This is a genomic window from Microbispora sp. GKU 823, assembly GCF_002027145.1.
Lineage (GTDB): Bacteria > Actinomycetota > Actinomycetes > Streptosporangiales > Streptosporangiaceae > Microbispora > Microbispora siamensis.
On the sequence record NZ_MWJN01000046.1, the window covers coordinates 44,979 to 67,748 of the forward strand.

A 22,770-nucleotide genomic window follows, 5' to 3' on the forward strand; every position below is an offset into this window, starting at 1 on the left:
GTGCGTCCGGGGACGCTCAGACGATGGTCACGTCCTTGATCACGACCTTCTTCTTGGGGGCGTTGGAGCCCTCGCCCCGCACGTCGGCGGTGGGGTCGCCGTTGAACGGGATGATCCCGCCTCTGGCGATCTTGTCGACCACGTTCATGCCCTTGCTCACCACGCCGATCATGGTGAACGCGCCGCCGGCGGCGGTCAGCTGGCTGTTCTCGTCGCTGAAGGAGATGAAGAACTGGCTGCCGTTGGAGTTGGCGTCCTCCGTGTTCTGCGCCAGTCCGACGGTTCCCCGGACGAGCGGCATGCCGCCGAGGTTCTCGTCGTCGAACAGGTAGCCGGGGCCGCCCGTGCCGTCCTCCTTGCGCTTGCCGTCGCCCGTGGCCAGGGGGTCGCCGCACTGCAGCATGCCGAGTCCGACGGTCTCCACGGTGGCGAGGCGGTGGCACTTCGTGTTGTCGTAGAAGTTCTTACTGGCCAGGAACGCGAGCGAGTTCACCGCGCACGGCACGTCCTTCGTGGCCAGGTCGATGACGATCTCGCCCTGGTTGGTCGTGATGATCATCTGCTTGGCCAGGATGACCCTCCTGGTCAGCTTGCTGGGCGGGAAGCCCACGAACTTCGACGGGGCGCCCGTGTCGTCCTTGCGGTACTGGCAGGTGACCTGACGCAGGCTGGTGGGCTGGGCCGTCGGCGTGGGGTTCGCGAGCTCGGTGTGCTGCACCTTGGGACCCTCTGAGTCAGAGGGCGAGGCGGAGGCCGATGGGGTGGCCTCGGCCGTGGTCCCGGCCGAGCCGTCACTGCAGGCCACCAGGCTGCCCGCCAGCGCGAGGAGCCCCAGCCCGGCGCCGAGGGTGCCACGCAGGCGGCGACGGGGGGTGGTCGCGCGCCCGGTCGTGCTCACGCGCGAAGCCGGTTGCTTCTGCCGATCAGTGTCGGTCACCGCTATGCCTTCCCTTTCCCCTTTTGTTACGACTGATGCGTCACTCTATCCGTGATCCCGTCGGCTTCGTGTAAAGCAGACGTCCCAGGGGTATCACGACAGTTTGCGCTCATCTTGCTCTCAGATCCGCCTGGGAACCTCCTGCCGAGCGAATCCGTACAAGGGAGTACGGCTCGCGATCCGCGCCCCGGTTGCCGTCTCAGGAGCGATGCACGATGTTCGACCAGGTCTTCGGACTCCCGGCCCATGCTCTCATCGTCCACGCGGCCGTGATCTTCGCGCCGCTGCTCGCGGTGCTGTCGATCGCGTACGCCGCGCTGCCCCGCCTCCGGCACAAGCTCGACTGGGCCCTGGTCGTGACCGCCGTGGTGGCCCTCGGCTCGGTGTTCGCGGCAAAGGAGAGCGGGGAGGCGCTGGAGCACCGGCTGTTCCAGGGCCGGCCCTCCCCGGCGATCGAGGTCCACAGCGGCCTCGCGGACATCCTCGTGCCGGTGACCGCGATCCTGACCGTCGCGTCCCTGCTGATGGTGTGGCTCACCCGGGCCCGCCGCGCCCCCGAGGGCGGCGGCACGCGGGCCGTCGCCCTGGTCGTGTCGGCCGCCGCCGTGATCCTCGCCGTGGCCGTCGGCTACTACGCCGTACGGACCGGGCACACGGGCGCGACGGCCGTGTGGGGCCGCTGACGGTAGTGTCGGCGATGTGGAGAGCCTGTTCGATTCGGCCGCCGAGGAGGCGCACCGGGGCCAGGAGCCGCTGGCCGTGCGGATGCGGCCGCGCTCGCTGGAGGAGGTGATCGGCCAGCGGCACCTGCTGGGGCCCGGCACGCCGCTGCGCCGTCTGGTGGAGAGCGACGCCCCCATGTCGCTGTTCCTGTGGGGACCCCCGGGCACCGGCAAGACCACGCTGGCGTACGTCGTCGCGGGCGCGACCAAGCGGAGGTTCGTGGAGATCTCGGCCGTCTCCGCCGGGGTCAAGGACGTGCGCGCCGCCATCGACCAGGCCCGCCGCGAGCTCGGCATGACCGGCAGGCAGACCGTGCTGTTCGTGGACGAGGTCCACCGGTTCAACAAGGCGCAGCAGGACGCGCTGCTGCCCGCGGTGGAGAACCGCTGGGTCACGTTCATCGGCGCGACGACGGAGAACCCGTTCTTCTCCGTCATCTCCCCGCTGCTGTCCCGCTCGCTGCTGCTCACCCTGGAGCCGCTGGCCGAAGACGACGTCCGCGCCGTCCTGGAGCGCGCGGTGGCCGACCCGCGCGGCCTCGGCGGGCGCGTCACGCTGCACCCCGACGCCCTCGACCAGCTCGTACGGCTGGCCGGCGGCGACGCCCGGCGCTCGCTGACCTACCTGGAAGCCGCCGCGATGCTGGCAGGCGACGTCACGGTGGAGGTCGTGGAGAAGGCCGTCGACAAGGCGGCCGTGCGCTACGACCGCCAGGGCGACCAGCACTACGACGTGGTCAGCGCGTTCATCAAGAGCATGCGGGGCTCGGACGCCGACGCCGCGCTGCACTACCTCGCGCGGATGGTGGAGGCGGGGGAGGACCCGCGGTTCATCGCCCGCCGGATCGTGATCTTCGCCAGCGAGGACGTCGGGATGGCCGATCCCACGTGCCTGCAGGTCGCGGTGGCCGCCGCCCAGGCCGTGGAGTTCATCGGCCTGCCCGAGGGCAGGATCAACCTCGCCCAGGCGGTCATCCACTGCGCGCTGGCGCCCAAGTCGAACGCGGTCGTCAAGGCGATCGGCGCGGCCTCCGACGACGTGCGGCGCGGCATGGTGGGCCGCATCCCCGACCACCTGCGCGACGCGCACTACCCGGGCGCGAAGAAGCTCGGCCACGGCAGGGGCTACCAGTACCCGCACGACTTCGAGCACGGCCTCGTCCGCCAGGACTACGCCCCGGAGGAGCTGCGGGAGCGCCGCTACTACGAGCCGACCGCGCACGGCGCGGAGGCGCGGTTCGCGGAGCGCTGGGCGAAGATCCGCAGCTTCCTGCGCGGCGGCTGAGCACCGCCGGTGTGCGGCCCGGGGTGTGTGGCGCGGAACGGCGGGCAGGGCGTTCGCGGTAAGGTCTTGCCATTCCAGCTCCGTTGATCTAGGGAGATCGGCACATGCTTACCGCGGGAGAGCTGGCGGGCCTCGTGGTCGCCATTTTCTGGGTGATCCTGGTCTGCTTCATGGTCGTCGTGCTGGTCAGGCTGGCCAGACTGCTGACCGAGACCCGCAAGTCCGTGGCCGAGCTGAGCGACCGCATCGCCCCGCTCCTCGACGACATGAGCCAGACCGTCTCCGAGGCCAACCGGCGGCTGGTGGCGGCCGAGGAGATCACGCACAACATGCGTGACGTCAGCGGCAACATGGTCAAGATCACCGGGGTGGCGTCCACGCTGTTCGCCGGTCCGGTGCTCAAGATCTCCGCCTTCCGGGACGGCTTCCGCCTGGCGCTGGCCCGGCGTGCCGCCCGCAGGGTCCCGGCCCGGCGGGTCGCCCGCGGCGGCCCCCGCACCGGCGACAGGATCAGCGAGCGGCACGCGGCCGAGCGCGCCGTGGAGCGCCGGGCGATCGGGAGGGGACGCGGATGATCCGGCGGCTCTTCTACATGTCCCTGGGCGCGTTCCTCACGGTCTGGACCATGCGTAAGCTTCAGTCGTTGCGGCCCGACCACGTGGCCAGGCGCACCGCCGACCGCGCGGTGACCCTCGCGGACCAGCTCAGGGACTTCGCCGGCGAGGTGCGCCACCTGTCGGCGAGCAGGGAAACCGAGTTGCGTGCCGAGTTCGGGCTCGACACGGTTGATGGAAACACCACCGGCAAGAACAGAATCTACGACGTAAAGGACGGCCGCTGAAATGGAGTCGGCAGAGATCGCGCGCCGCTTCCTGCGCTTCTTCGAGGAGCGCGGGCACACAGTCGTGCCCTCGGCCAGCCTGGTCGCCGAGGACCCGACACTGCTTCTCGTGAACGCGGGGATGGTCCCGTTCAAGCCCTTCTTCCTGGCGCAGCAGACGCCGCCGTACCGGCGGGCGACCAGCGCGCAGAAGGTCATGCGCACCCTCGACATCGACGAGGTCGGCAAGACCACCCGGCACGCCAGCTTCTTCCAGATGCTCGGCAACTTCTCCTTCGGGGACTACTTCAAGGAGCAGGCGATCCCGTTCGCCTGGGAGCTGCTGACGCGGCCCGAGTCCGACGGCGGCTTCGGCTTCCCCGAGGACCGCCTGTGGGCGACCGTCTACCTGGACGACGACGAGGCCCAGGACATCTGGCACCGCAAGGTGGGGCTGCCGCTCGACCGCATCCAGCGCCGCGACCTCGCCGACAACTACTGGCACATGGGCGTCCCCGGGCCGGGCGGGCCGTGCTCGGAGATCTACTACGACCGCGGCCCCGAGTACGGCCGCGAGGGCGGGCCGATCGCCGACGAGAACCGCTACCTCGAGGTGTGGAACCTCGTCTTCATGCAGTTCCAGCTCAGCAAGGTCCGCAGCAAGATCGACTTCGACGTGGCGGGCGAGCTGCCGGCCAAGAACATCGACACCGGCATGGGCCTGGAGCGCATGGCGGCCATCCTGCAGGGCGTCGACAACATCTACGAGATCGACACGACGTACAAGATCCTCGACACGGCGGCCGACCTCACCCGGTCCCGCTACGGGCGCGACAAGCGCGCCGACGTGTCGCTGCGGGTGATCGCCGACCACATGCGGGCGGGCGTCATGCTCGTCGGCGACGGCGTGCTGCCGTCCAACGAGGGCCGCGGCTACGTGCTGCGCCGCATGCTGCGCCGCGCGATCCGCAACCTCCGCCTGCTCGGCGCGGGAGAGGAGCGGCACATGCACGCGCTCACCGCCGTCACCATCGACGTGATGGGCGAGCAGTACCCCGAGCTCAAGGCCGACGCCGCCAACATCCACACGGTCATCGACGCCGAGGAGGCGTCGTTCCTCGGCACGCTCCGCACCGGTACGGCGATCTTCGACGTCGCGGTCGAGGAGACCAAGCGCAAGGGCGTCTCGACGCTCAGCGGCGACCAGGCGTTCCAGCTCCACGACACCTACGGCTTCCCGATCGACCTCACCCTGGAGATGGCGGCCGAGCAGGGCCTCCAGGTGGACGAGGAGGGCTTCCGCCGGCTCATGAAGGAGCAGCGGGACCGCGCCAAGGCCGACGCCGCGGCGAAGAAGACCGGCAACGCCGACATCTCGGTGTTCACCGGCATCCTGGAGAAGGCCGGGAAGGTCGACTTCCTCGGCTACGACCACACCACCGCCGAGGCCAACGTCATCGGCCTGCTCGTCGACGGCGCGTCCGTCCCGGCGGCCGGCGCGGGGACCACGCTGGAGGTCGTGCTCGACCGCACCCCGTTCTACGCGGAGGGCGGCGGTCAGCTCTCCGACCAGGGCCTGATCCGCACCGGCGGCGCGGAGATCGAGATCGTGGACGTCCAGTCGCCGGTGCCCGGCCTGATCGTGCACCGCGGCAAGGTGCGTACCGGCGAGGTGCGCGTCGGCGACCAGGCGCAGGCCGACATCGACCTGGAGCGGCGCCGCGCGATCTCGCGCAGCCACACCGCGACCCACCTGGTCCACCGCGGGTTCCGCAACGCCCTCGGCGAGTCGGCGGCCCAGGCGGGCTCGGAGAACTCCCCGGGCCGCTTCCGCTTCGACTTCACCGCGGCCGGGGCCGTCTCCCCGTCGATGCTGCGCGACGTCGAGGACGAGGTGAACGCCGTCCTGATCAACGACCTCAAGGTCAACGCGTTCTACACCAGCCAGGCGCAGGCCCGCGCGATGGGCGCGCTCGCGCTGTTCGGCGAGAAGTACGGCGACGAGGTCCGGGTGGTCGAGGTCGGCGACTACTCCCGGGAGCTGTGCGGCGGCACCCACGTGGCCAGCTCCGGCCAGCTCGGCCTGGTCAAGGTGCTGGGCGAGTCGTCCATCGGCGCGGGCGTGCGCCGCGTGGAGGCGCTCGTCGGGCTCGACGCGTTCCGGTTCCTGGCCCGCGAGAGCGTGCTGGTCGCCCAGCTGAGCGAGCAGCTCAAGACCCGCCGCGAGGAGCTGCCCGAGCGCATCGAGGGCATCGTCACCCGGCTGCGCGCCGCCGAGAAGGAGCTGGAGAAGCTGCGCTCGGCCCAGGTGCTCGCGGTGGCCAGCGAACTGGCCGCGCAGGCCCGCGACGTGCAGGGGGTCTCCGTGGTGACGCACCGCGCGCCTGATGGCACCTCCGCCGACGACCTGCGTAAACTCGCCCTCGATGTGCGCGGCAGGTTCCCTGGCGACCGCGCCGCGGTCGTCGTCGTCTCCGGCGTCCCCTCCGACCGGCCGGTCGTCGTCGCCGCGGTCAACGAGGCGGGACGCGAGCGGGGCCTGAAGGCGGGCCGGCTCGTCGGCGTCGCCGCCAAGGCACTCGGGGGTGGCGGTGGCGGCAAGGACGACGTGGCCCAGGGCGGCGGCACGCGGTCCGAGGCGATCGGCGACGCGTTGCGCGCGGTCGAGGAGGCCATCTCCTCCGCCCTGGCGTGAGCGGCCGATGAGGCACGGCGTCAGGATCGGGGTCGACGTCGGCTCCGTCCGCATCGGCGTGGCCCGCAGCGACCCGTCGGGTCTGCTGGCCACGCCGGTGGAGACCGTACGGCGCGGCCGTGGCGACCTGGCGAGGATCGCGGAGATCGCGGCCGAGCACGAGGCGATCGAGATCGTGGTCGGGCTGCCCACGTCGCTTTCGGGCAGGGAGAGCCACGCCGCCGGGGCCGCGCGCGAGTTCGCCGCGCGGCTGGCCGTCCGGGTGGCTCCGGTCCCGATCCGGCTGGTGGACGAGCGGCTCACCACGGTCAGCGCGCAGCAGGGCCTGCGTTCCAGCGGCGTGAGGGCCCGCAACCAGCGTGACGTGATCGACCAGGCGGCGGCCGTCGTGCTGCTGCAGGCCGCGCTCGACGGCGAGCGGGCCACCGGCAATCCCCCCGGCAGACCTCTCGAACCACCGCGCCCGGCACCGGGCCAGGTGAGGAAGCGAGCGGCGGGACCGCCAGGTGAGGCGGACGTTCGCCGCCGTGGCCGGGGGGCTCGCCCTGGTCGCGGTGGCGGTGGCCTACGGCGTGCACCAGGTGGTCGGGCAGCCCGACGAGGCCCCCGACTACTCCGGCGGCGGTTCCGGGACGGTCACGGTCGAGATCACGCCGGGCGCGAGCGCCGCCGAGATCGGCGAGACGCTGGAGCGGGCCGGCGTGGTGGCCAGCGCCCAGTCGTTCGTCGAGCAGGTGATCACGCGCTCCAAGGAGAGCGGGCTGCATCCGGGCCGTTACACCCTGCGGCGGCGCATGGCCGCCGCCAGCGCCCTCGATCTGCTGCTCTCGCGCGGGAGCAGGGTCGTGCGCACGGTCACCGTGCCCGAGGGGCTGCGCACGAGCGAGGTGCTGCGCACGCTCGCGGACCGGACCGGCATCCCCCTGAAGGACTTCACCACGGCCGTCGCCGAGCCCCGGCGCCTGCGCCTGCCCGCGTACGCCGAGGGGACGGCCGAGGGGTTCCTGTTCCCCGCGACGTACGAGATCGAGCCGGGGATGACCGCCGTCGACCTGCTCAGGAAGATGGTGGCCCGGTTCCGCGTCGCCGCCGCGAAGGTGAAGCTGGAGGACCTGGCGCCGCGCGTGCGGCTCACGCCCAAGCAGGCGGTGACGGTCGCCAGCATCGTGCAGGCCGAGGGCGGCGTCCCGGCCGACTACCCCAAGATCGCCAGAGTGGTGTACAACCGTCTCGCGCGCGGCGCGAAGCTGGAGATGGACAGCACGGTCAACTACGCGCTGAACCGCCACACCCTCAAGGTCAGCACCGAGGACACGCGGGTCGACTCGCCGTACAACACCTACGCGCGCTCGGGCTGCCGCCCGGGCCCATCGGCAACCCGGGGGAGAGCGCGCTCGCGGCCGCCCTCCACCCCGCCGACGGCACGTGGTACTGGTTCGTGACCACAGATCCTCGGCGTAAAATCACCAAATTCACTGACAAAGAGGCTGAGTTCAGGAAATATCGGGAGGAGCTGAACAGGTATCTCGGGACGAACTGATCGCCTCCCGGGCATCCGCGCGGCGCCGTCCCGCGGGGTTCCGGAGCGCGCCCGGTGCGTCCGCACGGCCCCGCCGCCCCCGGGCGGGGCTCCATATATCGGGAACGCCCCCCGCGGAACCCCCTGTCCCGAACCCCCTCGGTTTGGCACACTCGCTTGACGGGAGGCCTCTCGTACCGAGAGATTGGCCAGCGCACTATGAATGATCTGGACATGGACTTCCTGCTCGGCGCCGAGGACGACGACGGTTCTCCCCGGCGCCGGCCCTCTGGCAGCCGGACCCAGCAGCGGCGCAGCCGCAGACGCCGCAAGAGGCAGCGGCGCAAGGGCAGGGTCGCCACGCTGTTCGCCATCGTGATCATCATCGGGGTCCTCGGCGGCCTCGGTTACTTCGGATTCACCTGGGCGCGCGGCGTGATGATCCCCAAGGACTTCACCGGGGAGGGGCGCGGGGAGGTCGTCGTCGAGATCGAGGAGGGCGCGAGCGCCACCGACGTCGCCCAGATGCTGGAGGACGAGGGCGTCGTGGCCAGCGCGCGGGCGTTCATCAACGCCATCGGCGCCGCCGGGAAGAGCTCCTCGCTCCAGCCGGGCCAGTACGAGATGCGCAAGGGCATGTCCGCCGAATCCGCCCTGGCCCTGCTCGACCCCAAGAACCGGATGCTCAACCGGCTGACCATCCGTGAGGGCCTGCGGCTCAGCAAGATCTACGAGGAGCTGTCGACGGCCACCGGCAAGCCGGTTGAGGACTTCAAGAAGGCCGCCCGCACCGACATCGGTCTCCCCGCGTACGCCAAGGGCCGTCTTGAGGGCTTCGCGTTCCCGGCCACGTACGAGATCAGCAGCAAGCTCACCCCGCAGCAGATCCTCACCAAGATGGTCGACCGGTTCAACCAGACCGCGGACCAGGTCGACCTGGAGAAACAGGCGAAGCAGCTCGGCTTCACCGCCAGGCAGATCATCATCATCGCCAGCATCGTGCAGGCCGAGTCCGGCAGCGCCGATGACATGCCGAAGGTCGCCCGGGTCATCTACAACCGGCTGAGCTCCGACCCCCAGATGAAGCTGGGCATGGACAGCACGGTCATGTACGGCCTGAACAAGTACGGCATCGCGGCCTCGCACGCCGACCTGGAGAGCACCTCGCGGTACAACACGTACAAGTACTTCGGCCTGCCGCCCGGCCCGATCAGCAACCCCGGCGACCACGCGATCGAGGCCGCGCTGCACCCGGCGGACGGCAACTGGCTGTACTTCGTGACGGTCGACCCCAAGCGGGGCATCACCAAGTTCACCGACAAGGAGTCGGAGTTCTGGAAGCTCCGCGACGAGTTCAACAGGAACAACAAATGACCGCGACCGGCCTGCGGGCCGCCGTCCTGGGCTCCCCGATCGCGCACTCGCTGTCCCCGGTGCTGCACCGGGCGGCGTACGCGGCGATGGGCCTGCGCGACTGGCGCTACGACGCGATCGAGTGCGCCGAGGACGGGCTGGCCGACCTGGTCGGCGGGCTCGGCCCGGAGTGGGCGGGGCTGTCGCTCACGATGCCGCTCAAGCGCGCCGTGCTGCCGCTGCTCGACACCGTCGCCGACCTCGCCGTGGCGGTCGGCGGCGCCAACACCGTGGTGTTCCGCGACGGCGCCCGGCACGGTGAGAACACCGACGTGTACGGCATCGTCGAGGCGCTCGCGGAGGCGGGTGTGCCCGCGCCGGCCTCCGCGGTCGTCCTCGGCGGCGGCGCCACCGCGGCCTCGGCCGTGGCCGCCCTGCGGGAGACGGGCCTCGCGGAGGTCACGCTGGTCGTGAGGGATCCGGGCCGCGCGGGAGAGACCCTGCGGGTCGCCGAGCGCCTCGGCGCCACGGTGACCGTGCGCTCCTTCGACGACTTCGACCCCGCGGCCGACCTGGTCGTCTCCACGCTGCCGTCCGGCGCGGCCGACGCGCTGGCCGAGCGGGGTCGCGGCCCGCCCTGCCCGAGAAGGCGGCGCTGTTCGACGTCGTCTACGCGCCCTGGCCGACGCCGCTGGCCGCGGCCGTACGGGCGCGGGGGCGCACGGTGATCGGCGGCTTCCCGATGCTGCTGCACCAGGCGGTGCGGCAGGTCGAGTTGATGACCGGCCGCGCGGACGTGCCGGTGGAGGCGATGCGCGCCGCCGGCGAGGCCGAGATCGCGCGGCGCGCGGCCTCCTGACCGGCACGGGGGCGCACCGCGGCACCTCCCGTGGGGGCCCCGGAATACATCGGGGGACCTTCCGGTTTGTGGTAGCGTAGGAACTCGATCGGTCCGGCATGAGCTGGACGCGCAAGCGGAGGTCCTCCTCCCACCTGCTCCGCCGAAAGGCGGACGGGTCAAGGATCACACCGGAGTTTTCGGCAGGAGAGCTCAGTGACCCCGCATGCGTGACGTGCGGGGTTTTGTTTTTGCTCCGCGCGGTCGAGACAAGCGGAAGTCTTTTGGAGGTCCCATCAGCACCGAGCCCCGCATCAACGACCGTATTCGCGTGCCCGAGGTGCGCCTCGTCGGCCCGAACGGCGAACAGGTCGGCATCGTCTCCATCGGCGACGCACTGAAGCTGGCGCAGGAGAGCGATCTCGACCTGGTGGAGGTCGCGGCCACGGCCCGCCCGCCCGTCTGCAAGCTCATGGACTACGGCAAGTTCAAGTACGAGTCGGCCATGAAGGCGCGCGAGGCCCGCCGCAACCAGGCGCACACGATCATCAAGGAGATCAAGCTCCGGCCGAAGATCGACCCGCACGACTACGAGACCAAGAAGGGTCACGTCGTGCGCTTCCTGAAGGCGGGAGACAAGGTCAAGGTCACGATCATGTTCCGGGGTCGCGAGCAGTCCCGGCCGGAGCTGGGCTTCCGGCTCCTGCAGCGCCTCGCCGAGGACGTCACCGACCTGGGGTTCGTCGAGTCGCAGCCGAAGCAGGACGGCCGCAACATGATCATGGTGATCGGGCCGCACAAGAAGAAGGCCGAGGCGAAGGCCGAGAAGGCCGCCGCCAAGGCCCGCGGCGCCGGCCAGCAGGAGGCGGAGCCCGCCGAGGAGCAGGCCGCGCAGCCGCAGTGACGCCCGCTTGAACCATCGGGCGGGGCGCCGCAGACGTACACGGAAACCGAGACCGGGACGGTCTCGCGGAGTAAGGCAGGCCGCCGGCCCGGGTCACCGGCCCGGGCCGTCGGCACGGACGAAAGAGGAGAGACGGCTGAGATGCCGAAGATGAAGACGCACAGCGGTGCGAAGAAGCGGTTCCGGCTCACCGGATCCGGCAAGGTTGTCCGCCGCCGCGCCAACCGGCAGCACCTGTTCGAGCACAAGCCGTCCACTCGCACGCGCCGTCTCGAGGGCGTCGTCGTCATGTCCGACGCCGACACCAAGAAGATCAAGAAGCTGCTCGCGAAGTAACGACCCGGGGAGATAGAACAACATGGCACGCGTGAAGCGGGCGCTCAACGCCAAGAAGAAGCGCCGGGTCGTCCTCGAGCGGGCGAGCGGTTACCGCGGGCAGCGGTCGCGGCTCTACCGCAAGGCCAAGGAGCAGATGCTCCACTCGATGACCTATGCGTACCGGGACCGCAAGGACAAGAAGGGCACGTTCCGCCGGCTGTGGATCCAGCGGATCAACGCCGCCGCCCGGGCCAACGGCATCACCTACAACCGCTTCATCCAGGGCCTGCGCCTGGCCGGCATCGAGGTGGACCGCAAGATCCTCGCGGACCTCGCGGTGAACGACACGCAGACCTTCGCCACGCTGGTCGAGTCCGCCAAGAAGGCGCTCCCGTCCGACGTGAACGCGCCGGTCGCCTGAGACCTGCGCGAAGACGAGGGCCCGCCGCCTGCGGCGGGCCCTCATCCACGTCGAGGGGGGACAAGCGGGCATGGCGGAGCTCACCAACATCAAGTCGCCGCGCGTCAAGGCGGCCCGCAGGCTGACCAAGCGCGCCTTCCGGGACCGCGACCGGGCGTTCCTGGCGGAAGGGCCGCAGGCGGTCCGCGAGGCCCTCGCGCTCAAGGACGTCACGGTCGAACTGTTCACGACGGTCGAGGCGGAGACGCGCCACGCCGACATCGTGGCCGCCGCCGTCGCGGCGGGCGTGCCGGTCCACCGCGCGAGCGGCGAGGTCATGTCGGAGCTGACCCAGACGGTCACCCCGCAGGGCCTGCTGGCCGTGTGCCGGTTCGTGCACGTCCCGCTGGCCGAGGCGGTGCCGCGGGGGGCCCGGCTGGTGGCGATCCTCGCCCACGTGCGCGATCCCGGCAACGCGGGCACGGTCCTGCGTACGGCCGACGCGGCGGGCGCCGACTCGGTGGTGTTCACCGACGCGTCGGTGGACCCGTACAACGGCAAGTGCGTGCGGGCCAGCGCGGGCAGCCTGTTCCACCTGCCGGTCGTGACCGGCACTCCCGTGGCGGACGCCGTACGGCACGCGCGGGAGGCGGGGCTGCGCGTGCTCGCGGCCGACGGCGCGGGCACCCGGACCCTCGACGAGGTCGCCCTGGACGCGCCCAGCGCCTGGCTGTTCGGCAACGAGGCGTGGGGACTGCCGCCCGAGCTCCTCGCGCTGGCCGACGAGGTGGTGCGCGTCCCGATCTACGGGCGGGCGGAGAGCCTCAATCTCGCCACGGCGGCCGCGGTCTGCCTGTACGCCTCCGCGCGCGCTCAGCGGCAGACCTTACATTCCGTGGAAGATCCCACTACCCCCGCGCTCTGAGGCTGCTGCCGAGCCCGGGAAACCCGCTATTGTCGGCGAAGGAGTCGCGCAGGAGGCGGCGGCGCGCGCAGTTCCGGAGCTCGAGGAGGCGGTCTCGTGCGAGGTGTCGACACCCCCGGCGGCGCCCTTGAGGGGGACGCGGAGGGCGGGCGCACATCGACGTCGACGACCTTCCCGACGGCCTCGTCGCCACCGACGCCGACGGCGTGATCCTGATGGTCAACCGGGCCGCCGAGCGGCTGACCGGAGCGACCCGTGAGGCGGCGGTGGGCAGGCCCATCGGCGACGTGCTGCCGATGCGCGACCAGGACGGGCGCGACTGGTGGAAGTGGCTCGACCCGCAGGGCGGGCTGTCCACCCGCAGCCGCCAGCCGGAGCGGCCGCTGCACCTGCCCGGCCGCCAGGAGATGCTCGTCGCCGCGCGCTTCGTCCGCACGCCGCGGCGCGGCGGGCGCGTGGAGCGCGTCGTGATCACGCTGCGCGACGCCTCGGCGCGCGCCCGGATCGAGCGCAGCCGCGCCGACCTGGTCTCGACCGTCGCCCACGAGCTGCGCTCGCCGCTGACCAGCGTCAAGGGGTTCACCGCGACGCTGCTGGCCAAGTGGGAGCGTTTCACCGACGCCCAGAAGCGCGTCATGCTGGAGACGGTCAACGCGGACGCCGACCGGGTGACGCGGCTGATCACCGAGCTGCTCGACGTCTCGCGCATCGAGTCGGGCAGGGTGGAGATCCACCGCCAGATCGTGGACGTGCCGGCCCGGGCCCGCAGGATCATCGCGGGCCGGGTGGCGGCGGGGGAGCCGGAGGACCGCTTCCGGCTGGAGGTCCTCGGCGAGCTGCCCGAGATGTGGCTCGACCAGGACAAGATTGACCAGATCCTCGCGAACCTGGTGGAAAACGCGGTGCGCCACGGACGCGGTACGGTGACCATAGTGGTGGAGCCGGTCGAATGGGGAGTGGCGGTGTCGGTGCGGGACCAGGGTGAGGGCGTGGCGCCCGAGCTGGTCGGCCGTGTCTTCCGCCAGTTCTGGCGGGGCAACGGCCGCCGCCGCGGGGGGACCGGGCTCGGCCTGTTCATCGTCAAGGGCCTCGTCGAGGCCCACGGCGGCACCATCAGCGTGCAGCGCGCGCCCGGTGGCGGCGCGGAGTTCCGATTTACCTTGCCCACCGGCACCCCTGACTTCGCCTGAGCCTTTCCAGAGGCCGATCGCGCGGAGGACGGCCCGGTGGGCTGATCGGACGGGTGCCGTGACCGGCAAGACTTGCCCGGACGGAGCGGTGTCCAGAGTGGTGCATCGCAAGGCGGAGGAGGAGCCGATAACAGCGTTATCGGCGACGACGACAACGCAGCGAGGTGCCGCTCTGGGCGACGCGACGGGGCAAGGATTGACGGGAGGGGCACTAGACTCGTTGCCGCTGAGCGCAGGGCGCTCGCAGGCCCCTGGATACGGAGCTCTCTCTTGTCGAACACCTATGACCCGGTCGAGGTGACGCCGCTGCACGCCGACGAGGTCGCGCGGGCGCAGGCCGACGCCCTCGCCGCCATCGCCGCGGCGCGCGACCTCGACGATCTGAAGCAGGCCAGGCTCGCGCACGCGGGCGACCGCTCGCCCATCGCGCTGGCGAACCGTGAGATCGGCGCACTGCCGCCCGCCGCGCGCGCGGAGGCGGGCAAGCGGATCGGCGCCGCGCGCAAGGCCATCGGCGAGGCGCTCGCCGCCCGCCAGGCCGAGCTGGAGGCCGAGCGCGACGCGCGGGTCCTCATCGAGGAGACCGTCGACGTCACGCTGCCCTGGGACCGCGCGCCGCGCGCGCCCGGCACCCGCTGACCACCCTGCAGGAGCGCATCGCCGACGCGTTCGTGGCGATGGGTTACGAGGTGGCCGAGGGGCCCGAGCTCGAAGGCGAGTGGTTCAACTTCGACGCGCTGAACATCGCCCCCGACCATCCGGCCAGGTCCGACCACGACACGTTCTTCGTGGAGAGCGTCGACTCCGGGAAGGTGCTGCGCACCCAGACCTCGCCGGTGCAGATCAGGGCCCTGCTGTCGCGCCCGCTGCCGGTGTACGTGGTGTCGCCGGGCAAGACCTTCCGCACCGACGAGCTCGACGCCACGCACACGCCGGTCTTCCACCAGGTCGAGGGCCTGGCGGTCGACAAGGGGCTGACGATGGCCCACCTCAAGGGCACGCTCGACCGGTTCGCCGAGGTGATGTTCGGCGCGGGGATCACCACCCGCTTCCGGCCGCACTACTTCCCGTTCACCGAGCCGTCGGCCGAGCTCGACCTGCGCTGCTTCGTCTGCCGCGGCTCCTCCGCGGTCCCGGGCAACCCGCCCTGCCGCACCTGCAAGTCCGAGGGCTGGATCGAGTGGGGCGGCTGCGGCATGGTCAACCCGCGCGTGCTGCTCGCCTGCGGCGTCGACCCCGCCGTCTACTCGGGATTCGCCTTCGGCATGGGCGTGGAGCGGACGCTGATGTTCCGCCACAACGCCGAGGACATGCGTGACATGGTCGAGGGCGACATCCGGTTCACCCTGCCGTTCGGGATGGAGGTCTGATGAAGGTCCCGCTTTCATGGCTGCGGGAGTACGTCGATCTCCCCGCGGTCACCGCACAGGAGGTGGCCGACCGGCTCACCGCCGCCGGCCTCAAGCTGGAGGCCATCCACTCGCACGGCCACGAGATCAAGAACGTCGTGGTCGGCCGGGTCCTCGAGTACGAGGAGCTGACCGGGTTCAAGAAGCCCATCCGGCACTGCAAGGTCGAGGTGGGGGAGGCGACGCCGCGCGAGATCATCTGCGGCGCGACGAACTTCTCCGAGGGCGCCGTGGTCCCGGTCGCGCTGCCCGGCGCGGTGCTTCCCGGCGGCTTCGAGATCGGCTCCCGCAAGACCTACGGGCGCCTCTCCGACGGCATGATCTGTTCGGAGGCCGAGCTCGGCATCGCCGAGTCCTCTCCGGGCATCCTGCTGCTGCCGCAGGACACGCCGATCGGCGCCGACGTGGTCGAGCTGCTCGGCCTGCGTGACGACGTGCTCGAACTCGAGGTCGCCACCGACCGCGGATACGCCCTGTCGATCCGGGGCGTCGCCCGCGAGGCGGCCATCGCGTTCGGCGTGCCGTTCCGCGACCCGGCCGCGACCGAGGCGGAGTCCGGCGGCGGCGAGTCCTGGCCCGCGTCGATCGCCGACCCCACCGCCTGCGACCGGTTCGTGCTGCGTTCGGTCACCGGCTTCGACCCGGCCATCGAGTCCCCGCTGTGGATGCGGGTGCGGCTGGCCCGCGCCGGCATGCGCTCGGTCTCGCTGGCGTCGACATCACCAACTACGTGATGCTGGAGCTCGGCCAGCCCCTGCACGCCTTCGACCGGTCGCGCCTGTCCGGCCCGATCGTCGTACGGCGGGCCCGGCCGGGGGAGACGCTGGAGACGCTCGACCACGTGGTGCGCACGCTCCACGAGGAGGACATCCTCATCACCGACGACTCGGGCCCGATCTCGATGGCCGGCACGATGGGCGGCCTGCACACGGAGATCTCCGAGACCTCGACCGACATCGTCATCGAGGCGGCGCACTTCTCGGCCACGGGCATCGCCCGCGAGTCGCGGCGGCACAACCTGGTGAGCGAGGCGTCCAAGCGGTTCGAGCGCGGCGTCGACCGCGAGCTGCCCCTGGCCGCGTCGTGGCGTGCCGTCCAGCTCCTGGTCGAGCTGGGCGGGCCGTCGCCGATCCCGGCGTGACCCACGCCCAGGTGGAGGTCTCGCCGGTGCGGATCACCATCCCGGCCGACCACCCCAGCCGCGTGGCGGGCGTGCCGTACGAGCGGGAGAGCGTGATCCGCAGGCTGGAGCAGATCGGCTGCGTGGTGACGGAGGGCGCCGCCCCCGCGGCCACGGCCGGGCACGGCGTCGCGGCCACCGGCGTGCTCGCCTCCGGCGACCTCGCCGACCGGCTGGCCGTCCACGGCGACGACCTGATCACGGTCACCCCGCCGACATGGCGTCCCGACCTGACCGACCCGAACGACCTCGCGGAGGAGGTCATCCGGCTCGAGGGGTACGACCGCATCCCGTCGGTGCTGCCGCCCGCTCCGGCCGGTGGCGGGCTGACCGAGGCGCAGCGGCTGCGCCGCCGCGTGGGCCGCGCCCTGGCCCACGCGGGATACGTGGAGGTGCTCGCCTACCCGTTCATGGGGCCGCGCGACCTCGACAACCTGCTGCTGCCGGAGCAGGACCCCCGCAGGCGGGCGACCCGGCTGGTCAACCCGCTCAGCGAGGACGAGCCGTACATGCGGACCACGCTGCTGCCGGGCCTGCTGAAGACCCTGGTGCGCAACGTGGGCCGCGGCTTCGCCGACGTGGCGCTGTTCGAGTCCGGGCTGGTCTACCGGCCCGAGCCGGAGGCCCCTGCGACGGCTCCGGTCCTTCCGGTCGACCGCAGGCCCACCGAGGAGGAGCTGGCGGCGATCGAGACGGCGCTGCCGAGGCAGCCGCTGCGGGTGGCCGTGGTGCTGGCGGGCGAGTTCGAGCGCTCCGGCTGGTGGGGCGAGGGCCGGCAGGCGTCCTGGGCGGACGCCGTCGAGGCGGCCCGCACGGTCGCGCGGGCGGCGGGCGTGGAGCTCGGCGTCCGGGCCGACCAGCACGAGCCGTGGCACCCCGGGCGGTGCGCCGCGCTGACCGTCACCGACGCCGAGACCGGTGAGCCGGTGCTGGCCGGTCACGCCGGCGAGCTGCACCCGCGGGTCGTCGAGGCCTACGGGCTGCCGCCGCGCACCTGCGCGATGGAGCTGGAGCTGTCGCTGCTGAGCCCGGCCGGGCCGGTGCAGACGCCCGCCGTGTCCGCCTACCCGGTGGCGACGCAGGACGTCGCGCTGACCGTCGCCGCCTCCACCCCGGTCGCCGAGGTCGAGGCCGCTCTCCGGGCGGGGGCGGGCGAGCTGCTTGAGTCGATCAGGCTGTTCGACGTCTACACCGGCCCGCAGGTGGGCGAGGGCAACAAGTCCCTGGCGTACACGCTGCGGTTCCGGGCGGCCGACCGCACGCTCACGGTCGAGGAGACCACGGCGGCGCGCGACGCCGCGGTCGCCCTCGCCGCCGAGCGCACCGGAGCCCAGCTCCGCGGCGCCTGAGCATGATCGCCTGAGCGGGTGCGGCACGGTGCGAACGAGCACGCTTCACCGAGCGTGCTCTGAACGGGCACAGTGCCGGCACCCGCGGTCGTCTCTCCCGGAGGAGCGGTGCGTCACCTGCTGGTGTTCCACGAGCGGGACAGCGCGGAGGAGTCCGCCGAGACAGTGGCCGAGCTGTTCCCGGCACTCGGCGTCCCCACCGTCGTGCGTGAGTTGCTCGCCGGAGAGGACGACGCCGAGGACGCCCAGTGGGTGGTCGTCGTGGACGATCCGGACGGCGCCCTCGGCCCGGCCGACCTCGCCCGGCTCGACGTCCTCGCCGAGGAGGGCGAGGGCTGGCGCGAGCCGGGCTGACCGCCGTCCTACTTGCCGTACACCTCAAGGGAGTACAGCGAGTAGCCGTAGCCGGTGGCGCGCTTGACGCCCTGCATGCGCACGTACCGCGCGCTGACCGGTGCGAACGCGACGTTGTCCACGCCGCCGTCGCCCGTGGTCGTCTGCGCGACGGTGGTCCACGTGGCGCCGTCCGGCGAGGTCTGGATCCGGTACGACGAGCCGTAGGCCGCCTCCCAGCGCAGGATCACCCGACCCACGGTCTTCGCCGAGCCGAGATCGACCTGGACGTACTGGTTGTCGCTCCACCCGCTGGCCCACCGGCTGCCCGGGTCCCCGTCGACGGCCTTCGCCGCGCTGTTGGATCCCTGCGTGCTGGACGCGCTCGCCGTACGGCCCAGGGCGAGGTCGGCCACGTCGTCTCCGCGGTGCGCGGGGAACGAGACGACCTGCTGGTAGGTCGGCCGGTTCTGCCAGGAGATCAGCGAGTGCTTGACGCCGCCGAGCGGCGACTGCCGGACGGCATCGGCGCACCACTGGTCGCCCGCCGAGCAGGAGTCGTCACCCGGGTAGGTCGTCGCCGCCGGTTCGGCCAGCGCCGCCGACAGGCTGTCCAGCAGGACCGTACGGCAGGCCGCCACGGTCGCCCCGCAGTACTTCGCCGGCAGGGGAGCGGCCACCGCGTCGCCCAGCACGGCCCGGATGTCCTTGTCCACGTAGCCCCACCAGCCGTACTGGAACGACGAGCCCTTGTGGGCCTGGGCCTCGTTGGCCGAGCCGGGCAGCGAGGAGACGTCGCCCTGCTGGTGCCCGGACGGCGACTCGTTGATCTGCAGCGCGTTGACCAGCGCCTGGTAGAGGCCGTCGCCCAGTCCGGGCCGGAACTGCGCCCGCACCAGCTTCGGCCACCACGCGTCGAAGATCCGGATGGCGTCGGCGTGGGTGTAGGTCTTGCTGCCCTTGGCGGTCTCCTCCCGTTTGGCGCCCGCGGCGGCCCAGGCGGACAGCTTGGAGACGGCCGAGGCCAGGGCGGGGTCGGAGACGGACGCGCTGTTGATCACGCGCAGCAGCTTCGGCAGCACCTTCCATCCGCGCAGGTCGGTCGTCGCGGCCGACGCCATGATCTTCACGACCCCGGCGCGGTCGAGGGTGCCCGACGACAGGGCCGCCTTGACCGGGGCGTCGAGCAGGTCGGCCCGGTGGACCGCGCCGAAGCTGAAGTTGCCGTCGGCCGCGCCGAAGTCCTGGGCCTGCTTGTTGTTCCAGCTCACGAAGTAGTCCTGGTTGACGGCCTGGGGGTGGGCCGAGGCCGGGACGTAGGACGCCGTGTTGGCCGAGGGATCGAAGCCGCTCCACTCGTGCGCGGCGTCGCCTGTCATGGGCAGGTTCGGATCGGACACCGCCGACCGCACGGGGACGTTGCCAGACATGAAGTACGCCGCGTCGGCGGAGTTCACGTAGAACCAGTTGAACGCGAAGCCGATGGCGGAGGCCGAGTTGCGGAAGGCCGCCGCCGAGCCCATCTCGGCCGGGTCGTTGAACATCTGGAAGCCGATCGCGGAGTCGGCCTCGTGCTGGTAGGTCGAGCGCAGCGTCGTGAACGCCGTCGGCACGCCGCCGACCGTGCCCCGCCAGGTGACCAGGCCATACTTGGTGCGCTTGATGACCAGGTCGTACGACCCTGCGGCGGTGGAGTCGGCCGTGTTGGGCTTCCAGGAGTTGGTCTTCTTCAGTGTCTCCATCGCCGTGCAGGTGCCGTGGTAGAGGTAGTGGTCCGACGAGACCGTGGGGGTGCCGCCGTTCGGGTCGCAGAGCGTCACGGCGTACGTGTCGGTGATGTCCTCGGCGGCGGAGGTGGCGCTCCAGGCGTAGTCGGTGCCGCGCCCGAGCAGCACGTAGAGGTTGAGCCCGGCGAAGGCCGCGCCCCGTGCCCGGATGCCGGGCCCGGACAGCTCCTCAAGCATGAGCAGTTGCGGCGCGAAGTAGCCCGTCTGCGGGCCGAACACGGCGATCGGGTGGCCTCCGGTCGCCTTGGCGGCCGAGACCACGATGGCGTTGGACATGTCCGGCTTGGAGTTGTCCACGGTGAGCCCGGTCAGCGCGCTTCTGACCTGCGTGGTCGCGGACGTCGCGGTGCCGGTCTCGTTGGCCGTGATGTCGACCGGCGCGGTCGTGCCCGCGTCGGGCAGCACCACTCCGGTCGCGCCGGCCGGGGCCGCCCCGAAGGGGAAGCTCTGCCCGGCGTGCAGGGTCAGCACGGTCTCCGGGTCGTTCTGGGACCGGAAGGTCCCCCAGACCCGGTCGCCCTCGGCGGCGCCGTACTTCGCCCGCGCGGCCACGCGTACGAGGGCGGACTGCATCTCGGCGCCGCCGCCACCGCCGAACAGACCGCCGATCACGCCGGAGATCGCGATCAGGTCGGTCATCCGGAAGTCCTCCGGGCCGCCCTTGTTCGTGATCGCGTCGAGGTGACCGGTGAGCACGTACTCACCCGGGCAGTCGCGGTCGGCCATGCAGTGGTCGATGTACGCGTTGATCCCGGCGACGTAGTTCTGCACGTCCGCGTAGAGCTGGGCGCCCCGGATCCCGGCCGTCTTCAACCGGTCGATCTGGGCCTGGAGGTCGGCCTCGGTGTAGGGGGAGTTGCGCCAGACGCTCTGCTCCAGCTCCCTGTTGCCGGCGGCGCCGCCGGCGAACGGTGTCAGCTCGCCCCGGCCGACGTGGCGCATGAGGTCCATCAGCCACAGGCGGTCCTGCGCGCCGGCGTATCCGGCGCCGAACATGGTGCCCTCGCGGGTGGTGCCGGTGACGTGCGGGACGCCGGTGGCCTTGTCGCGGACGATGGTGACGTCGGAGCGCGGGCTGACCGTGCTGTCGACCTGGTTCGCCGGCACGCCGAACGCGCTGTCGTTGAAGAACGCGGAGATCTGCTCGTCGGTCAGGCCGGTGTAGCCCGAGATGAGGTCGGCGTACTTGCCGAGCTGGTCCTTGCTGTGGGCCGGGTACGTGCCGAGGGTCTGGTTGCCCAGGATGTCCACCAGTGTGGCGTTGCCGTTCTGGCCGGGCGGCAGGATGTCCGCGCACTGGCCCAGGCAGTAGTCGTCGGGCGGGTAGTAGGGGGCCGCGGCGGCCGGCGCCGCCGGCAGGCCGACAGCGACGAGGGCCAGCGCGGCGGCAGCGGTGATCGCCCGTCGAAGGCGCGCGTGCATGGGGGAACTTCCCTTCGGCGGTGTCGGGGGGGTGAAGGGACCACTCTCTGTGCACAGAACGTGAGCAGTGCTCGACTCTGGACGATACGCGCGGGTAACCAGAGGATCAATGGGGTGATTCGTCGCCGGTGGCGGCGGCGCCGCGTCCGCTCTGCCGCCGTCTTGTGGAGGCGAAGCTCAGAGAGCGTCGATCTCGGTGAGGTCGACGTCGATCTCGAAGGGCACGGACAGCTTGAGCCGGTCGTGATAGATGCCGGTCAGCGCGTACGACGTGGTCGCCGGGTCGAGTTCGTAGACGTAGACCGTGGGCCGCCCGGCCTGGCTCTCGATCCGCCAGAAGTGGGCGATCCCCGCCTCCGCGTAGAGTTGCGGCTTGCGCTTGCGGTCCCGCTCCTCCGAGTCCGGCGAGACGACCTCGACGACCAAGAGCACGTCACTCGCCTCGTATGAGGTTTCGCTCGTTCCCTGCACCGCCTCGGCGCGAAGGATCACCAGATCGGGCTCGGGCCTTTGGCGAAGCCCGAGAACGACACTCATCTCACGGCGCACGCGCAGGTGGGCGGGGCAGAACCGGCGCAGCTCACGCTCCAGTAGGAACAGCATGAGGCTGTGGAAGGAGGCTTGGGGGCTCACGAAGACCAAGCTTCCATCAATCAACTCTGTGTGCGCAGGAAGTTGCGGCATGTGATCGAGGTCGGCTGCCGTGAAGCCTTCCGCCGGAGGGAAGACCCAGCTCGGGAGACCGTGCGTGTCACTCAATGGCGCTTCGCTCCATGCCTCTGCCGTCATGCGCTCACCGTAGCAACGCATGAGCGCCTCGCGATGTGTTTCCCCGCTGGCGGGGTGCCGGAACACTCCTACGCTCGCAGTGCGACGAGTAAACGACAGGGGGTGCGGCGCTCCCCCGGAAGAGCGCCGCACCCCTGTGTGGAGGTCAGCCGGCCCGGCAGGAGACGGACGGCCAGGTCCAGTTGCCGTTGTGCTGGATGGTCACGCCCCAGTTGTTGCCGCTGCCGTTGGGCTTCGCGGTCAGCACCTGGGCGCTGGGATAGCTGGCGCTGATGTTCCAGGTAGCGATGATCTTGGCGGGGGAGGGGACGGTCATCGTCACGGTCCAGTTGCTGGAGCCGCTGACCGAGACGTTGAGGTTGTACCGGTCGCTCCACTGCTGACCCGCGGACAGCGTCGCGGTGCAACTACCGCCGCCGGGGTTGGTGGGCGTGACGGTCGGCTGCCCGGTCGGGCCGCCGCTGCCGCCGTCGGGGGCGACCGCGCGTCCGGTGGACGGCGAGATCATGCCCGCGCAGAGGTTGCGGCTGCGGAGGTTGGCCGCGATCTGGGGGATGGCCTGGACCGTCGTCGCGTACTGGTCGTGCATGAGGAT

The 22,770-nt window shown here is 71.4% G+C and carries 15 protein-coding genes and 6 pseudogenes; 17 read left to right on the forward strand and 4 right to left on the reverse strand.

Annotation, left to right across the window (positions count from 1 at the left end; translation table 11 throughout):
- Window positions 1-16 precede the first annotated feature (16 nt).
- Window positions 17-898, reverse strand: a complete 882-nt coding sequence (locus B1L11_RS23715) for a peptidylprolyl isomerase (RefSeq protein ID WP_256862822.1) — start codon at window positions 896-898, stop codon at window positions 17-19.
- 254 nt (window positions 899-1,152) lie between these two features.
- Here B1L11_RS23715 and B1L11_RS23720 point away from each other — a divergent pair, with 254 nt between their 5' ends.
- The 17 genes and pseudogenes from B1L11_RS23720 (at window position 1,153) to B1L11_RS23805 (ending at window position 18,198) form a co-directional block, all read left to right on the forward strand.
- A complete protein-coding gene (locus tag B1L11_RS23720; RefSeq protein ID WP_079316528.1) occupies window positions 1,153-1,620 on the forward strand; it encodes a DUF2231 domain-containing protein in 468 nt (155 codons plus the stop codon).
- 16 nt (window positions 1,621-1,636) lie between these two features.
- Complete coding sequence (locus B1L11_RS23725) at window positions 1,637-2,944, forward strand: replication-associated recombination protein A (protein WP_079316529.1); 1,308 nt, start codon at window positions 1,637-1,639, stop codon at window positions 2,942-2,944.
- Window positions 2,945-3,048: 104 nt separating this feature from the next.
- Window positions 3,049-3,519, forward strand: a complete 471-nt coding sequence (locus tag B1L11_RS23730) for a DUF948 domain-containing protein (protein WP_079316530.1) — start codon at window positions 3,049-3,051, stop codon at window positions 3,517-3,519.
- Entirely contained in the window at window positions 3,516-3,785 is a 270-nt protein-coding gene (locus tag B1L11_RS23735) for a hypothetical protein (protein ID WP_079316531.1), read from the forward strand. The genes B1L11_RS23730 and B1L11_RS23735 overlap by 4 nt, the downstream gene beginning before the upstream one ends.
- Before the next feature lies 1 nt (window position 3,786).
- Window positions 3,787-6,459 carry an alanine--tRNA ligase gene (gene alaS, locus B1L11_RS23740; protein WP_079316532.1) on the forward strand — a complete coding sequence of 891 codons (2,673 nt, stop codon included), beginning with the start codon at window positions 3,787-3,789 and terminating at the stop codon, window positions 6,457-6,459.
- A 7-nt stretch (window positions 6,460-6,466) separates the two neighbouring features.
- A pseudogene (gene ruvX, locus B1L11_RS23745) lies at window positions 6,467-6,919 on the forward strand (Holliday junction resolvase RuvX); the annotation flags it as partial.
- Window positions 6,920-7,040: 121 nt separating this feature from the next.
- Window positions 7,041-7,999 (forward strand): annotated as a pseudogene (mltG, locus tag B1L11_RS23750) (endolytic transglycosylase MltG).
- A 198-nt stretch (window positions 8,000-8,197) separates the two neighbouring features.
- Window positions 8,198-9,352, forward strand: coding sequence for an endolytic transglycosylase MltG (gene mltG / locus B1L11_RS23760; RefSeq protein ID WP_079316534.1), 1,155 nt, complete (start codon window positions 8,198-8,200; stop codon window positions 9,350-9,352).
- A pseudogene (locus B1L11_RS23765) lies at window positions 9,349-10,190 on the forward strand (shikimate dehydrogenase). Before mltG (B1L11_RS23760) ends, B1L11_RS23765 begins: the two are co-directional and overlap by 4 nt.
- Window positions 10,191-10,464: 274 nt before the next feature.
- Window positions 10,465-11,073 (forward strand): translation initiation factor IF-3, encoded by a 609-nt coding sequence (infC, locus tag B1L11_RS23770; RefSeq protein ID WP_372974714.1) that lies wholly within the window; start codon window positions 10,465-10,467, stop codon window positions 11,071-11,073.
- Between the two features lie 141 nt (window positions 11,074-11,214).
- Window positions 11,215-11,409, forward strand: coding sequence for a 50S ribosomal protein L35 (gene rpmI / locus B1L11_RS23775; protein ID WP_030504936.1), 195 nt, complete (start codon window positions 11,215-11,217; stop codon window positions 11,407-11,409).
- Window positions 11,410-11,431: 22 nt separating this feature from the next.
- Entirely contained in the window at window positions 11,432-11,812 is a 381-nt protein-coding gene (rplT, locus tag B1L11_RS23780; RefSeq protein WP_079316536.1) for a 50S ribosomal protein L20, read from the forward strand.
- A 70-nt stretch (window positions 11,813-11,882) separates the two neighbouring features.
- The gene (locus B1L11_RS23785; protein ID WP_079316537.1) at window positions 11,883-12,716 is read left to right on the forward strand and encodes an RNA methyltransferase; all 834 of its coding nucleotides are present in this window, start codon (window positions 11,883-11,885) and stop codon (window positions 12,714-12,716) included.
- 155 nt (window positions 12,717-12,871) lie between these two features.
- Window positions 12,872-13,906 (forward strand): ATP-binding protein, encoded by a 1,035-nt coding sequence (locus B1L11_RS23790; RefSeq protein ID WP_079316538.1) that lies wholly within the window; start codon window positions 12,872-12,874, stop codon window positions 13,904-13,906.
- A 270-nt stretch (window positions 13,907-14,176) separates the two neighbouring features.
- Window positions 14,177-15,276: pseudogene (gene pheS / locus B1L11_RS23795) on the forward strand (phenylalanine--tRNA ligase subunit alpha).
- Window positions 15,276-17,844 (forward strand): annotated as a pseudogene (locus tag B1L11_RS23800) (phenylalanine--tRNA ligase subunit beta). Before pheS ends, B1L11_RS23800 begins: the two co-directional pseudogenes overlap by 1 nt.
- 108 nt (window positions 17,845-17,952) lie before the next feature.
- A complete protein-coding gene (locus tag B1L11_RS23805) occupies window positions 17,953-18,198 on the forward strand; it encodes a hypothetical protein (RefSeq protein ID WP_079316539.1) in 246 nt (81 codons plus the stop codon).
- A gap of 8 nt (window positions 18,199-18,206) precedes the next feature.
- Here B1L11_RS23805 and B1L11_RS23810 read toward each other — a convergent pair whose 3' ends face one another.
- From B1L11_RS23810 to B1L11_RS51720, 3 genes and pseudogenes are all read right to left on the reverse strand, one after another.
- The gene (locus B1L11_RS23810) at window positions 18,207-21,386 is read right to left on the reverse strand and encodes a penicillin acylase family protein (RefSeq protein ID WP_079316540.1); all 3,180 of its coding nucleotides are present in this window, start codon (window positions 21,384-21,386) and stop codon (window positions 18,207-18,209) included.
- A 177-nt stretch (window positions 21,387-21,563) separates the two neighbouring features.
- Window positions 21,564-22,175: a Uma2 family endonuclease gene (locus B1L11_RS23815; protein WP_079316545.1), complete on the reverse strand. Its 612-nt coding sequence runs from the start codon at window positions 22,173-22,175 to the stop codon at window positions 21,564-21,566.
- Between the two features lie 145 nt (window positions 22,176-22,320).
- Window positions 22,321-22,770, reverse strand: a pseudogene (locus tag B1L11_RS51720) (polysaccharide deacetylase); the annotation flags it as partial.

Coding starts and splice junctions, on each gene's coding strand:
- B1L11_RS23720 (WP_079316528.1), top strand. CDS start 1,153: ATGTTCGACCAGGTCTTCGGACTCCCGGCCCATGCTCTCATCGTCCAC.
- B1L11_RS23730 (WP_079316530.1), top strand. CDS start 3,049: ATGCTTACCGCGGGAGAGCTGGCGGGCCTCGTGGTCGCCATTTTCTGG.
- B1L11_RS23735 (WP_079316531.1), top strand. CDS start 3,516: ATGATCCGGCGGCTCTTCTACATGTCCCTGGGCGCGTTCCTCACGGTC.
- alaS (WP_079316532.1), top strand. CDS start 3,787: ATGGAGTCGGCAGAGATCGCGCGCCGCTTCCTGCGCTTCTTCGAGGAG.
- mltG (WP_079316534.1), top strand. CDS start 8,198: ATGAATGATCTGGACATGGACTTCCTGCTCGGCGCCGAGGACGACGAC.
- rpmI (WP_030504936.1), top strand. CDS start 11,215: ATGCCGAAGATGAAGACGCACAGCGGTGCGAAGAAGCGGTTCCGGCTC.
- rplT (WP_079316536.1), top strand. CDS start 11,432: ATGGCACGCGTGAAGCGGGCGCTCAACGCCAAGAAGAAGCGCCGGGTC.
- B1L11_RS23785 (WP_079316537.1), top strand. CDS start 11,883: ATGGCGGAGCTCACCAACATCAAGTCGCCGCGCGTCAAGGCGGCCCGC.
- B1L11_RS23810 (WP_079316540.1), bottom strand. CDS start 21,386: ATGCACGCGCGCCTTCGACGGGCGATCACCGCTGCCGCCGCGCTGGCC.
- B1L11_RS23815 (WP_079316545.1), bottom strand. CDS start 22,175: ATGACGGCAGAGGCATGGAGCGAAGCGCCATTGAGTGACACGCACGGT.